Genomic DNA, 13,506 nt, shown 5'->3' on the forward strand with positions numbered 1-13,506 from the left:
AATAACGAAAAGGCGTGAAAAAATATCACGCCCCGTTTTATTCTGTCATCGTAATTTTTGTTTTGTTTGAACCTGTTAGTTCAATTAAGGCATTAATATCATTGATCGTAATGTATTTACCCTGCACTGAAAGTACGCCTAGTTTTTGGAAGCGTCCTAAGAGACGGCTGATTGTTTCAACTGTTAAACCAAGATAATTACCAATATCACCACGAGTCATTGTTAAACGAAACTCTCTCGCAGAGAACCCTCGGGCGGAGTAGCGTCTTGAAAGGTTATGAATAAAAGCAGCGAGACGTTCTTCCGCATTCATTTTTGAAAGTAATAAAATCATTTCTTGATCACTTTTTATTTCGCTACTCATTAAGCGAATAATTTGTTGACGAAGTTTAGGCATTTTGCCTGAAAGGTCATCTAAAATATCAAAAGGAATTTCACACACCATCGCGGTTTCTAAGGCTTGAGCAAAGCTTGGATGTTGCATATTATTGATTGCATCAAAGCCCACAAGATCCCCGGGTAAATGAAATGAGGTAATTTGTTCTTCACCGGCTTCACTGATTGTATAGCTTTTAATAGTGCCGGAACGGATTGCATAAATAGAATTAAGAGGATCACCTGCTTTAAATAATACCTGCGATTTTTGGATAGGTTTTTTACGTTCAATGATGTTGTCGAGTTGATCAAGTTCGTGTTCATTTAATGTGAAAGGAATACAAAGCTGGCTAATACTACAATCCTGACAGTGAATCGCACAACCACCTGACTGAATTCGGCGCCCAACCTTAGTTTCTGAAACGAAGTTTTTCATTTAATCCTCAGATATTTTTTAAAGATAGTGTAAAATTGATCTAACTCAAGATTTTAACACTAAATAGGCATTTTAAGAAGATGGCTGCAGAAAAATTAACAAGGAAAAGATTGATTCAAATTTTTGTTGTGTTGTGTATTTTAATTACCGCATTTGTTTGGCGATATTTATTTTCTTAAAGGATTTATTAATTAATAATTTGGGTTTGTTTAATTTTAAATCAAATAAGTAAAATCTCGAATTTTTTACTTGCTACAAATCTAGATATGCGTATAATCCCTCTCGTTCCCAAGCCTGGGTGGCGAAATTGGTAGACGCAGCGGATTCAAAATCCGCCGGTGAATAACCGTGTCGGTTCGAGTCCGACCCTAGGCACCAAACAGAATTTAAACATAGAAAGCCGCTTTTACAGCGGCTTTTTTGTTGCCTAAAAATCCTTTATTTTCATTGAGTTGCAAATAAAATCAAAACTATTTACTGTATATAAAATCAGTGTTTAAATTTGCTAAAGATATGTATCAATGATCAGGAATGATCCTCATTCTGCAATATTTGCACCGAATGTGTCCGGTATTGCACCCAAGAATTTAAAGGAAAAAATATGGCATCAATAACAAAAAGAAATGGCAAATGGCGGGTACAAATTCGTCGAAAAGGCGTGTCAAAGTCTGAACAATTCCGTACCAAAGCAGAAGCTATCGCATGGGCGGATGAAATTGAAACAAAAATCAAAAACGGTAGCTACAACACAGGCATTCCCTACATGACATTTGCCGAGGTTATCGACAAATACATTAAAGAGGTGAGCCGGCATAAAAAGAGTTATCGCGAAGAGCGACTACGCCTTATTCGTCTCATGGATATGCCTCTTGGCAGAGTATTACTACAAGATTTATCAGAAAATGACTTCATTTTATGGCGCGACGAACGATTAGCAAAAGTCAGTGTTGCCAGTGTTTTAAGGGAATGGAACACGCTATCACACATCATGACAATGTCATGTGGTGAATGGAAATTTTTAAAAGAAAACCCACTCAAAAACGTGCGAAAACCCAAAACACCAAAAGAACGCTCTCGCCGCTATTCGGATCAAGAAATTGAACGCCTTGTGTTTGTTTCCGGTTATGATTTATCACACGCCCCCATAACCAAACAAAGCAGAGCGGCAGCGGCAATGCTTTTTGCCATTGAAACCGCTATGCGTGCCGGTGAAATTTGTGGTGCAAAATGGGAACATTTGAATGCACAAAATCGAATTTTGCATATCCCTACAAGTAAAAATGGCCATCCTCGCAATGTTCCGTTATCTTCTAAAGCAATAGAAATTATCAAACATCTTGCTTTAATCAAAACGCAAGATTGTGACTTAATTTTTCAATTAAATGCGAGATCCCTTGATGCGAATTTCAGAATATTAAAAGAAAGAGCAGGGCTTGCAGAGGCAGATTTACATTTTCACGATACACGGAGAGAGGCATTGAGCCGCTTATCTGAAAAAGTGGATGTGATGACTTTGGCAAAAATTTCAGGGCATAGAGACATCAAGATTTTATTGAATACCTACTATGCCCCGAAAATGGAAGATGTGGTGAAACTGCTAGACTAAAACATCTTTCTGCGTTGTTGGCGATGTTTCGCATATTGCACAATCTCGCCAACAAAATAGCGCACTTGGTTTGTGGGTTGGTTTAAGTCACGTTGTGATGGAACTTGAACCGGACGAGGAAAAAAAGGATCAGCCGCCACTTCACGCATATGCCTTACCGTATAACCAAAGTATTCAGCCACCTGATTAATATCCCACAATTCCTTACTATTTTCATGAATAGCTTGACGGGCCAACAAGCCCTCAAGCTCCACTAATTTTTCCATCACTTGTTCATTTGTTACCATCACAAATCCCCCTCTTTCACAAACACCCCGTCAATCATTTTTCCCTTACGGTCTTTGATTTCTTCCCATGCAGACTGTACGCAATCATCAAAATTAAGATGGAAATAATCCGTAACTTCAACTAAACCTAGCACACTAAATGCAAAAAACTTCATCACATTTTCATGCTCTTTGATTTGTTGAGCGTAAAGAAATGAATGAATAGATGCGCTAGTATCAATCAAACTTTCTTCAATTTTGCCGTTAAATGGTGGGTGATGTTCAATGTATCCCATATCATCAAGCAAATCATTTCGGTTGAACTGTCTCGCCAAAATCACCATCACCACAAAACAATCCCCAATACTATCTTTCACTACATCAGGTTTGTTTTTAGACACACCGGAACAAAGCTCACCAAATTCTTCCATCAATTTAATAAATTGTTTTTGTGGAGTAGATCCTTCAATTAAATTTCTATCTTCCGCCCATAGCTCAATGTTTTTAATAAGTTGTTGTAAATCTACCATTGTTACGTTTCTCCATTATTATTCAAATACAAGACTACTTCTGCTGTATTCTGATGGATTAGCATATCCACGCTGAATTTTGTATTTTTTGGCTAATGTTCTACGATATTCAGGTAAATAGCCCAATACTCTTGCGGTTTTAAGGCTTCCTCCGCAAAAATCGCTACTCAAACACTGAACAAAATCAGAAAATCTTATTCCTGCGGAACAAGCACCTTTTTGGTAATATTGACCTAGAGCAAGGCGAATACCATAAGTTATTTTGTTTTTAGGATCATTCCATTCTTCTAGTGGAAACGGTAGCTGATAATGGTATTTCAAATGCTCTAAGAATTTATATTCAAGTTCATTTGCTTTTATACATGCAGATTCTTGTTTAGATAAAGACATAATTCACCTCACTTTTCATTAATTAACCTAAAATCCCCTAAACTCTCGCCCCAACCAAAGGCTTGAGCCAACGGAATTTTCACTTCTTCTAAATAAACATGGTCGTTTTCACAACAAATCCACCGATAGTCATTAAGCCGTAACCGCCCATATTTCATCAACATATCAATTTGACGTGGTTTTAATGGAAAACCGATAGGCAACATCAATTCATTAGCCTGTTGTTCGATTTTTGAACGGTTACAGTTACTGACACAAGTCCAAGTCCAAGTCCAAGTCCAAGTCCAAGTCCAAGCGGCGCGCTGCGCCTTGTTTGTTTCGGTGGACTCCGAATCGGCAGACGTGGAAACCACACCGCCTTTCTTAATCACCCAATTTTTCACTTTGGTGATAATGGTTTTTAAACTAAATCTGTTTTTCACCCCCACAATTTTCTTTCTGGTTTCGCCGTATTTATTCGGCTCGGTTTCTTCATACTCAATGCAAATCGGCTGATCGCAACGTTTCACCATTGCCCCGCCTTGCACATTCAAATAACTGCCAAAACAGCCCACATCAGCCACCGCACGTCCGGTGTCTAATACATCATCATCGGCATAAGATGCCATGGCATCATCAATCTTGCGTAACTCACGCCATGTCGAAATTGGCGGTGTGCCGTAGAATTGAAATTGACGAATGCCCCAAAGATTCGCCCATGCACTCACACGCATCACGTTTTCACGCAAGGTTAAATCTTCCACTTCATCTGATTTTTCGTTTGCCTGTTTGCCGGCATAGATATTTTTTGCGATATATTTCGCAATGTAGCCAATGGCAGAACCTTTTTCAGGATCGATTTCATCCACCTTACAACGGTGTTTTTTCGCCCCAAATTCTTCTCCATCAAGCTCCAATGCTTTTTTCTTGAATAACTTAATCACCGTTTCTTTGTGTTCCGGTGCGACATAAATCAGTAAATGCCAGTGTGGTGTGCCGTCATGGTGCGGCTCTACACCACGAAAACCGAAAAAGCCAATATCTCGTTTGGCAAATTGCGCACGCAACTGTGCCCACACTTTGTTTAAATAACGTTGGGTATCTCGTGGGCTTGCCCCTTGCCATTTCTTATTATTTGTCCCATTGCTATGCACTGCATGGAAAGAAGAGGGTGCAGTCAAGGTTAAAAACAACGAAACATAGTGGTTTTCCTCTGCCCATTCATCAATGCCACGCAAGCGGTTCATCATCTCGTTAAAACGAATGGCGGGATTGCCCGAAGAACGTTTCCACATATCAATCAACGGCATTTGTTCCGTTGCATCTTCAAGATTCTCAAGCACCATCTGTTCAAGAAATGCCATGGTTTCCGCACGTTGTGCACGGTAATCACTCAACGCACTTTGCGAAACATAAGGGCTGACTTTTGCCGAAACTGCACCACAACCAATTTCCACATGCTCTTTTAATCGTTTTTGTGCCGTTTTTAGCCGGCGAAACCAATGTTTTTCACAGACGGATTTTTGCAAATCAATGTCAATTTTGTTCACATCTAAAAAAGGGTTCTCAAGAAACGCGTGCCAGTTTTTAAACGGAAAACCAATATCCGCACAGACTTCACCGCACAATCGATACATCTCATGCACAAGATCGCCAAAATCATCAACAGTGATTTCCCCTTTTGCCTTGCGTTCTGCTTGCTCATTGACAAAATCAGATTGCAAACGGGAAAACAACATAGCCAGTTTGTATGCCATTTCTTTTAACTGGTGTTCAGCCAACAAATAAAAGGGCAACTGAGGAATGTGTTTACCCTTTGAAAGTGCAACTGCACGAGAGTGAGTATCCCGTTCCGCTAGCCAATCAAGGCTAATGTGATAATGTTGAAAAACTGCTTGTAATCGTTTGGTTAAAATCTCACGCAAATAACTGTTGGCATAAGCTGATTGTTTGTTGCCGAATTTAAACCCAATAGAGCCATCATCAGCGACAGACTCGAAAGCGCGCAACCAAACATTACGAAAATGCTCTCGTTGACGTTTGCGAGGCAGAACAGCAAGCAGTTTTTCGACATAATCAAATTGATGCGGAGCAGCAGCAAATAACGCCATTTGTGCGCTTGTTGCCTGCGCATTGTCTAAAGTGCGGTTGATTTTGACCGCACTCTCCACCATTAACGCCCGTGCTTCTGCCATTGCCTGTTCGCGCTTGGCAAGATTAAGATCACGTTCAGCTACCCAGTTCATCATTGAATCCTTTTACATCGCCGTATTGGCTAAATATTCACTATGCAATTCAAAGTATTCTTTAATTTTGGCGTTGGTCGAATTCACCGCACTAAGTAAATCTTCCAAACTCAACACTTCATATTGCGCCAAGTCATAACGGCGGACTTCTTCAATCGCACCCCAAACCGTGCTATGCAAACCACCAATGGCACGGGTTTTTTGTTTGCCATGCCAACTATCTTGATCGCCCAAAATTTCCAACACCTGAAAGCGAGTGCCAATTGGCATAATTTCTAACGTCGCCCCACAATCTAATGCGATACAAATATTTGTTTCTGCCATTTTTCCTCCTAAAAATATTGACTAAGCCAATCCGCTAACAATCCCAACACGACATTCAACACCGCAGCCAAAAGCATTAAGCCCAACACCGCTACAATGAATCCCACAATTACATCAATCATCTTCTATTCGCTCTCCACATTGCCCAATCTGCCCGTTTTTTTAATAACTCACGCTTCGCCTTAACCGCCTCATCGCCTTTATCTAAAAATTCTTGAAAGGCAACATTGGCGGATTCATCATCGCCTTTGTCCAAGTGGTAAAAGTAGGCAAACAGCTTTTCTTGCGCCTCGTCCATTTTTTTGTATAAATCTTTGGCGGCAAAGGCGAGAGCGCCACGACTTAAAATAATGGTTGCCATTTATTTACCTCTTCTGTCTATTCGCAAAAATTCCCGCTCGGTAATACTTTGCGGAAATGCCTTTGAAAGTAACCGCACTTTGCGAAAGGCTCTGGCTATCTTGAGTTGCCCTTGTTGGGTATAGTGGTGTAGTTTGTAACCGCTATAATGACGGCTTTTTAAATCGCTCAAATCCACTTCGGCGATTGTTAATAAAAATTCGCGAAAACCTTGTTGTAAACGGTCAAAACTCCGTTCAACACGGTAACGGCTCTCACCTTTTAAATAATGCAAAGACTCATCAATACTGGTGAGCTGTGGTACTGCCACTTGATGTTCTCTACAAAATTTTTCTGCTGCACTTTCTGTTTCTAAAACGTACACCGTACACCCCCTCGCTTATTTCCCCGTAACGACATCAACCCATTTCTTAAACCAACGTTTCACAGGGTTGTGCCATTTTGCTGTTTCTAGTTCCGCTACACGGTCGTGCAGCGATTCATTCAGTAAAACCTGTTGGGCGTTTAACCCAACTTGGTGTGCCACATGGCGTTCCAACACCTTCACTTTCAGCTCCAATGCTTTTACCGTTTTATTTAACTGCCACACATTCACTCGTTCAGGTTTACATGTATTTCGGCTGTCGTAGGTATATTTTTTGCTTGCCATTTGCTCAAACTCCTAAATTTTGGTTGCAAAAATCCTGTCGATTGATTTTTATCAAACGACAAGGGTTAAAAATTAAAGGGAAAATTAAAGATTAATCGGTGTCGATTTCTAACTGACGTTCATCAATCTGTCTTAACGGCTTATTCGCCATTAACGCTTCAGGGCGTTCGTTATAAGTTGGTGTTCTCACCCGCGTGATTTGGCTGGTGACTTTCAACTCCGTCCCGCAATTGTTGCAATAAGCAATCACATCAATCACCAACAACCCGATTTTTTCGGAAGTCCGAACCCGAATATTATTGCTTCCGCAGTTCGTACATTTATGATCTACATTCATTCACACACCTTTGTTATACTCAAAACCATTTATCAATATAAAAAACAGGAGTCACCCATGTTTAATAACGAAGACGAAGTGGAAGCCCCAAATAACGACTACATTCACAATAGCCATGCTTCAATTCTGCTTGGATCGCTGTATGAATCATTAGAATTTCGTCGCGAACTTGCTCCAAATGCTTTCTTAGCAATGCTCGCTTCAACTTGCGTAATGCAAGTGTGTCAAAATCCTGCTCATCAGTTAAAAGTAGCAACTGATCAATTTCATCACTTATTTCCGCGAGTGAACGAAGCTCAACGCTTGTTCGAGCAGCAGCTAAAGCATGTCCTGTGCGAGCTAATGAAACACCGTCAGTTTGGAACCGCACTTTCTCTGCTGAAGACATATCGCGCACTTCCACAGTTTCCATCATCGGAGATTCAGCTTCTATTGCCGCGTCAAGTACCGCAAGAATGGCGACATCATTTTTCGCCTTATTTATAGCCTCATGCGCTATTTTCACGAGAAGCTCGGCTTGTGCCGAGTTTTTTTCTAGATCACACATACACACCCCTTTTCTTTTACTCAAAAACCTTTCTCAATTGTTCATCAACGTTGTTTGCCATAATGCCTCCTGTTATGCCAAAATGTGTACTAACACACCTGAAAGAAAAACAACTAACGCTGCGATATACGCTATGTTCAAACGATTATTAAATTTCATCATTAATTGGTCTCTCTTTGCCGCCATCTCCACCCTCACTTTTATCTTATTGAGTGATAATCCTACGCTAACAATAGAAAACTATGCGTTTACGCAAGGTCACCTTCGTTGGTTTATTGGTTTACTGATGGCACTGTTTACTTATAAAGAACGCCATTACATCAAAAACGAAATTGAGCGTTTTGTTCGTTGGATTAAAGCGCTTTAGCTTTCTTCTCAAAAACCTTTTTCAACCCTTCATAAATCACCGCCCAATCCACATCCGGTCGCAATTCTGTTGGGTTCACTTCAAAATTGGTGGCTTGCAGAATGGGCGGAATATATTTCACGTCCATTTTTCCACCGTTTATCCATTTCACCACAGATGTTTGACTGACTGCGCAGATTCTTGCCATATCCGCTTTTCTTCCACAGAGGCTTATTGCTTTGTCAATACCCTTCATAAGTTACCTTTTTCAACTTTGGTTGAAATAAATATTGCAACTAAAGTTGAAATAATTCAACTATTATTCAATTGTTTTTTTGTAACCAAAGTTATATTTTTACCAATAGGAGATTTTTATGTCTGATTTAGCAACAAGACTTCAAGATAAATTGTATGAGCAACGCCTTTCTGTGAATGCTTTTTCTAAAAAAGTGGGGGTTTCTCAACAGGCAATATCGAAAATAATTAGGGGAGAAACTCTTAATCCAAAAAATATTCTAGAAATTGCTGCTGCTCTAGGAGTAAATGCGCACTGGTTGAAAACAGGGGAAGGGGAGCCTGACTCGCAATCCGTTATAAGAGTGGTGAATATGCAAGAACCGATTAATCAAAATACAGTGCGGGTTGAAATTTTAGAAGTTGAAGCCAGTGCCGGCAACGGAGTGTTTTTAACCGGCACAGAACAAGGCTTGCTTGCGCAAGAATTTGATATTGATTTCTTTCGTGAGAAATTTGGACGCAGTAATAGTAATACCCTCAAAATTATTACTGTGTGTGGCGATAGTATGTATCCCACCTTATCAAGTGGCGATATTCTTTATGTGGATATATCAGAACGTTCTTTTTCCTTTGACGGTTTATATGTATTCACCTATGGCGAACAAATTTTTATTAAACGCTTACAAAAGGTCGGGCATAAATTACTTGTCATTTCCGATAACCCTGCTTATGAAAAATGGGAAATTACGGACGATGAGGGACTATTTATTCACGGAAGAGTAGTGTTTAGTTTACCGATGGAAATGCGTAAGTGGTGATTTATTAGTAAACAGGAGAATATATTATGAGTGAATTAAAAGCGAATTTGGTTTGGATTTTCCACCAAGAATGTGAAGCACCGGAAGATGTACAAAACTTATTGGTGACTGGGGAGTATGTTGTTCAGGCATATCGTGCGTTAAGGGATATTGCGATTTTTACAAATCGCCGTTTAATTGTTCGGGATGCTCAAGGTTTTACTGGAAAAAAAGTTGAGATTTATTCCCTTCCTTATAGCAGCATTAATATGTGGTCTAGTGAAAATGCAGGGCGATTGTTAGATTTTACGGCAGAAATTGAACTTTGGACAAGGGCTGGACATATCAAGCTACAGCTTGATAAAAAAATTGATGTAAGACGGTTCGATAAACTAATCGCAGAATGCATTTTAAGTCAATAGCAGGCGGAGTGTTTTTATGAAAAAACTATTTGCTTTAACATTATGTGCAATGGCGGTTGTGGGTTGTGATGATAATACTTCACAAAATCAAAATAATGTTGCTGAGGCAGCTCCTCAAACGGCTCAGTCAACACCTAATGTAGCACAAGAAGAAACAATCAAAGCCGTTACACCTGAGAAATTCTTCAATATTCCATTTACAAAAACAGAAAGCGGTCGTGTGATTTTAAATAATGCGATTGATCTCTTTCGTCATGATTATGATATTGAAGATAAAACGATTGTTGTTAAGTCTGAAAACCCACTCAAATTAACCTTAAAAGAATCTGTATTTGAGGATTTAGATCAAAAAGACATTCGCAATGACTTGGAAAGAAAATTTATTGCGAATATTTTTGAAATTTTTGCACACTTAAATGTGGATAGTGTTGATTTAACGCTTGAACCAATAAAACAAAATGGCAAGCCATACGGCAAAAATGCAGCAATCAAAGGCAAAATTACCCGTGAAAATGCGCTAAAAGTTCTGCAAACATATAGCGCAATGAAATCTTTTGATGATTATGTCTCTTTCGATAAAGACGATGAATATAACATCTTGGGCTATTCTCGCTCAAAACGGGCAGATGCGTTTAATCGGGAAGAGTATCGCAAACAAATTCTCACTGGCTTACTGACTGGAAAAATTGAACAGCCTTATGAAGTGGTGAAACTTCCGCTTGATGTTGATTTCACAAACATACAGGTCAAATTAAAACAAGCCTTTGATCTGTCTCTTTTCCAAAATGATAGTCGGGAACTGGCAAATGGGAATCAGGAATATTCCACAACGATTAGTGATTTTGTCAGAGTATATGCGATAGGCAAAGATAAAGAGCATATAGTACAAGTTGCCGTTCAGTTTGCTTTTGTGAATGATGCAAATATTGTTATGCAATCAACAGGGGGAATTGCGGCAGCCATGCTTGCTACCCCTAATCCGGACAAATCATTTAAGACGGTTACATCAATGATGGATATTGTCGGCAAAAAAATGAAGAAATCGAAAAATAAAGAAAGTATTGAAGAAACTAAATTAGTTGATGGATTGACTCTCAAACTAACTGTTCATCCTAGCTTAGGTGGCGTTGCATTTTTGACGATAGAGAAATTGGAAAAACAACCAAAAGTATTTGATTAAGGAATCAAAACTGAAAAAACTCACTCCCATTTTAACCGCACTTTTTCTGATTTCTTCCCCTGTACTTGCCAAGGGGAAGAAAGCGGATACAGAGCAATTTAGTTGTGAGGATTCGATTCCCTATTGCAAACAAATGAAGTCTTGCGCCCAAGCAAAATTTTACTTAAAGCAATGTGGGATGGATAGATTAGATCAGGATGGCGATGGCGTGCCTTGTGAGAATGTTTGTAGGAGATAATAATGTGTGAAAATAAGTTAAAGTTAATCAAAACAGAAGATGAACTGATAGAATTAGCAAAAGAACAATTTAATACATATAAGGAATGGTTAGATGAATTCTCATCTAACTTAGATTTGGTGAAAAAGGAAGATAGAATTGACAAGATTGTTTTTTTCTTCCATATCTTGATGTTGGTTAAGGAAGTTTTCTCCAATTTTGAAAATAAGAATTTCTTATCTGTTCCTATTCTATTACGATCTTTGGTTGAATGCTTTTTGAAATTGGAAGAAATGTGTACAAATGAGCAATTTGGAATGGATAGAGTTACATATTCTGACTATAAAGAAAAAGAAAAAATTTTAAAGAATGTAGAAGGAATGTATTCATCAGATGAAAAAGAACGAAAACTTAATGAAATTAGTGAGAAGATAGATAATTTATCCAAAAAACTTAATGATCTTGAAAAGGAAAAAGATTTTAAATTAACACCGAAGGCAAAGGAATACTCAAATAAAATAGATGATCAAACGATATATAATTCCGTATTTCTTTTGTCAAAGCATACTCATTGTAATTTAGCACAAGTCATTCAATTGCATCATAAAAATAAACAGACAGTGTTAAATCCGATTGGTAACCTTATTATGCAAAAGGAATATCTTTCACTAACAAACTTCATTTTTATACAATCAATAAGTTTATTTAATAGATTTTTATCAATTTTCAAATTAAACGTAATTACCCAACTTTTTTGTGCTACTTTTCCTCTTTCCTCACCGCCACTTCTTCCGCCTCAACCTTCAACTCACACTCCACTTGCGAAGTATAGCCATTGTCGCTGATATTGTGCGAAACCTTCGTAATCAACCAATCCGCCCCGTCAATTTCTTGTTTAAAGCCTGAAAGTTGCACCGGTGTTTCCGGCATTAAATCCGGTATGCCGTAGGCAAGGGTGATGCTAAAACTTGCTACACCACGCTTGAGTTTATCAAAAGCGGATTTTGCCGCATTGATTGCGGAGGCTTCCGTGGCGTAAGTGTGGCGAAGGGTTTTGATTTGATCGCTATTGCTTGTAACCGGCTCTTGCTGTTCTACGGTGTTGTATTTCCGCTTGCTCAAGTGTCTGCCTTTCACTGTGCCGTTTTTCAGCGTTCTGCCTTTTGTCATTCGCTGTTTTTTCACGATTTTAGTGTTGGTATCAACGGTGATCTCCCCCCGTTTGCCGGTGTCCGTATTGTGCCAATAGGCACGCACGGCTTTGTAGTTGTCGCTTTCGGCAATGCTGAAATTGTAGCTGTCGCCTTCCGATTTAGTGATTTGAACCGCTGGAATGGGTTTGTCTGTGGCGGTTTTGGCTGCGCCCAATGGCATAAACAGCAACACGCCATTCTTCACTGTTGCCATTGCGCCATATTCTTCTGCAAGACGTGTCAGTAAATTAATGTCGCTTTCGTTGGTTTGGTCGAGGTGTGAAATGGTTTGTTCGGTATATTCTTTGGCACATTGGCTTTCCAATTTATTTTCTTTGGCGATTTGGTCAATCAATGCACCGAGTTTGATATTGTGAAATGACCGCTCTTTTTGCTCGCCAACCTATCGCCACTTGAATGGCGGCGTTACGAGGGGGAAGGGCGAGTTTGCCGTCGTGGTCGGAAAGCTGCAAATCAAGCATATCCGCTTCAAAGCCCCGATTGTCCTCAATCTGCATACTCATTAAACGGTCGGCAACAGTTTGCGTGATGTCGTTTTTCTGTTTATCTTGCGTGATCACAACCACAGAAAATTTAGGTGTGCGGTGATTGGTGGCAAACTCAAACATTAAATTGCTCCCATCACATTTTGCGCAAGCTCAATCAATAGTGGATCATCAGTACGTTTTAAATTAAGGGTAAAATCAATCGCACGTGCCGTGCCATCGCCGAACAATTCTGTGCGGGTTTCTTGGATAGATTCGATCACAAAGAACCCCATCAACATAAAATTTGCCCCTTCAATCAAAGGAAATGCTGCACCGCTTTCCGCCATTAATTCCAACATGGCAAGGCTTAATGTACCACCTGTGATTTCAGGGATTAATCGACCGCTAATAGTAACGGTTTCCGAATCTTTGCCAGTAAACTGGGTTTTTGGCATTTGCCCCACAACGGAATTGGTGGGATGTCGCCACGATGATTGACGGTCTAAGCTCTGAAAAGGCACGGTTTGACGGGTAAACACAAACACGCCAAGGGCAGCAAGGGCGGAGTTTTGGAGCATGAT

At 39.6% G+C, this 13,506-nt stretch carries 20 protein-coding genes, 1 tRNA gene and 1 pseudogene; 8 read left to right on the forward strand and 14 right to left on the reverse strand.

The features are described from left to right. Positions 1-37: 37 nt before the first annotated feature. Positions 38-811 (reverse strand): FNR family transcription factor, encoded by a 774-nt coding sequence (locus BKK54_RS00895; protein WP_077540635.1) that lies wholly within the window; start codon positions 809-811, stop codon positions 38-40. A 292-nt stretch (positions 812-1,103) separates the two neighbouring features. Between BKK54_RS00895 and BKK54_RS00900 the strand changes: the two genes are divergently transcribed. Continuing rightward, positions 1,104-1,189: transfer RNA gene (locus BKK54_RS00900), tRNA-Leu, on the forward strand. Between the two features lie 223 nt (positions 1,190-1,412). Continuing rightward, positions 1,413-2,417, forward strand: a complete 1,005-nt coding sequence (locus BKK54_RS00905) for a tyrosine-type recombinase/integrase (protein WP_077540637.1) — start codon at positions 1,413-1,415, stop codon at positions 2,415-2,417. Here the strand turns inward: BKK54_RS00905 and BKK54_RS00910 are convergent. The 10 genes from BKK54_RS00910 to BKK54_RS00955 all read right to left on the reverse strand — a co-directional run bounded on the left by BKK54_RS00910 (position 2,414) and on the right by BKK54_RS00955 (position 8,045). Continuing rightward, the gene (locus BKK54_RS00910) at positions 2,414-2,704 is read right to left on the reverse strand and encodes a hypothetical protein (RefSeq protein ID WP_077540639.1); all 291 of its coding nucleotides are present in this window, start codon (positions 2,702-2,704) and stop codon (positions 2,414-2,416) included. The genes BKK54_RS00905 and BKK54_RS00910 overlap by 4 nt on opposite strands. Beyond that, on the reverse strand, positions 2,704-3,213 hold the full coding sequence (locus BKK54_RS00915) for a MazG-like family protein (RefSeq protein WP_077540641.1): 510 nt from the start codon (positions 3,211-3,213) through the stop codon (positions 2,704-2,706). The genes BKK54_RS00910 and BKK54_RS00915 overlap by 1 nt, the downstream gene beginning before the upstream one ends. 18 nt (positions 3,214-3,231) lie before the next feature. Continuing rightward, positions 3,232-3,603, reverse strand: coding sequence for a hypothetical protein (locus BKK54_RS00920; protein ID WP_077540643.1), 372 nt, complete (start codon positions 3,601-3,603; stop codon positions 3,232-3,234). 8 nt (positions 3,604-3,611) lie between these two features. Then, positions 3,612-5,831 (reverse strand): replication endonuclease, encoded by a 2,220-nt coding sequence (locus BKK54_RS00925; protein ID WP_077540645.1) that lies wholly within the window; start codon positions 5,829-5,831, stop codon positions 3,612-3,614. Between the two features lie 9 nt (positions 5,832-5,840). After that, on the reverse strand, positions 5,841-6,152 hold the full coding sequence (locus BKK54_RS00930) for a hypothetical protein (protein WP_077540647.1): 312 nt from the start codon (positions 6,150-6,152) through the stop codon (positions 5,841-5,843). A gap of 118 nt (positions 6,153-6,270) precedes the next feature. After that, positions 6,271-6,513: a hypothetical protein gene (locus BKK54_RS00935; RefSeq protein ID WP_077540649.1), complete on the reverse strand. Its 243-nt coding sequence runs from the start codon at positions 6,511-6,513 to the stop codon at positions 6,271-6,273. Continuing rightward, the gene (locus tag BKK54_RS00940; RefSeq protein WP_077540651.1) at positions 6,514-6,876 is read right to left on the reverse strand and encodes a hypothetical protein; all 363 of its coding nucleotides are present in this window, start codon (positions 6,874-6,876) and stop codon (positions 6,514-6,516) included. A 15-nt stretch (positions 6,877-6,891) separates the two neighbouring features. After that, positions 6,892-7,161: a hypothetical protein gene (locus BKK54_RS00945; protein WP_077540652.1), complete on the reverse strand. Its 270-nt coding sequence runs from the start codon at positions 7,159-7,161 to the stop codon at positions 6,892-6,894. A 91-nt stretch (positions 7,162-7,252) separates the two neighbouring features. Continuing rightward, positions 7,253-7,498, reverse strand: a complete 246-nt coding sequence (locus tag BKK54_RS00950; protein ID WP_077540653.1) for a hypothetical protein — start codon at positions 7,496-7,498, stop codon at positions 7,253-7,255. Positions 7,499-7,559: 61 nt separating this feature from the next. Further along, a complete protein-coding gene (locus BKK54_RS00955) occupies positions 7,560-8,045 on the reverse strand; it encodes a hypothetical protein (protein ID WP_077540654.1) in 486 nt (161 codons plus the stop codon). A gap of 37 nt (positions 8,046-8,082) precedes the next feature. Here BKK54_RS00955 and BKK54_RS00960 point away from each other — a divergent pair, with 37 nt between their 5' ends. Next, complete coding sequence (locus tag BKK54_RS00960) at positions 8,083-8,412, forward strand: hypothetical protein (RefSeq protein ID WP_158074606.1); 330 nt, start codon at positions 8,083-8,085, stop codon at positions 8,410-8,412. On the opposite strand, the gene BKK54_RS00965 is transcribed toward BKK54_RS00960, so the two are convergent. After that, the gene (locus BKK54_RS00965) at positions 8,399-8,647 is read right to left on the reverse strand and encodes a YdaS family helix-turn-helix protein (RefSeq protein ID WP_077540656.1); all 249 of its coding nucleotides are present in this window, start codon (positions 8,645-8,647) and stop codon (positions 8,399-8,401) included. The genes BKK54_RS00960 and BKK54_RS00965 overlap by 14 nt on opposite strands. Positions 8,648-8,765: 118 nt before the next feature. Between BKK54_RS00965 and BKK54_RS00970 the strand changes: the two genes are divergently transcribed. The 5 genes from BKK54_RS00970 to BKK54_RS00990 all read left to right on the forward strand — a co-directional run bounded on the left by BKK54_RS00970 (position 8,766) and on the right by BKK54_RS00990 (position 12,089). After that, positions 8,766-9,446, forward strand: a complete 681-nt coding sequence (locus tag BKK54_RS00970; protein ID WP_077540657.1) for an XRE family transcriptional regulator — start codon at positions 8,766-8,768, stop codon at positions 9,444-9,446. A 26-nt stretch (positions 9,447-9,472) separates the two neighbouring features. Continuing rightward, entirely contained in the window at positions 9,473-9,847 is a 375-nt protein-coding gene (locus tag BKK54_RS00975) for a PH domain-containing protein (protein ID WP_077540658.1), read from the forward strand. 16 nt (positions 9,848-9,863) lie between these two features. Then, positions 9,864-11,027, forward strand: a complete 1,164-nt coding sequence (locus BKK54_RS00980; protein ID WP_077540659.1) for a hypothetical protein — start codon at positions 9,864-9,866, stop codon at positions 11,025-11,027. Between the two features lie 133 nt (positions 11,028-11,160). Beyond that, a complete protein-coding gene (locus tag BKK54_RS12230; RefSeq protein WP_432213691.1) occupies positions 11,161-11,265 on the forward strand; it encodes an excalibur calcium-binding domain-containing protein in 105 nt (34 codons plus the stop codon). A gap of 2 nt (positions 11,266-11,267) precedes the next feature. After that, the gene (locus BKK54_RS00990; RefSeq protein ID WP_077540660.1) at positions 11,268-12,089 is read left to right on the forward strand and encodes a DUF5677 domain-containing protein; all 822 of its coding nucleotides are present in this window, start codon (positions 11,268-11,270) and stop codon (positions 12,087-12,089) included. Here the strand turns inward: BKK54_RS00990 and BKK54_RS00995 are convergent. Continuing rightward, positions 12,004-13,066: pseudogene (locus BKK54_RS00995) on the reverse strand (contractile injection system protein, VgrG/Pvc8 family). The gene BKK54_RS00990 and the pseudogene BKK54_RS00995 overlap by 86 nt on opposite strands. Beyond that, positions 13,066-13,503 (reverse strand): phage tail protein, encoded by a 438-nt coding sequence (locus BKK54_RS01000; protein WP_077540661.1) that lies wholly within the window; start codon positions 13,501-13,503, stop codon positions 13,066-13,068. The pseudogene BKK54_RS00995 and the gene BKK54_RS01000 overlap by 1 nt, the downstream one beginning before the upstream one ends. Between the last annotated feature and the right edge of the window lie 3 nt (positions 13,504-13,506).

Source organism: Rodentibacter genomosp. 1 (assembly GCF_001999285.1).
GTDB lineage: Bacteria > Pseudomonadota > Gammaproteobacteria > Enterobacterales > Pasteurellaceae > Rodentibacter.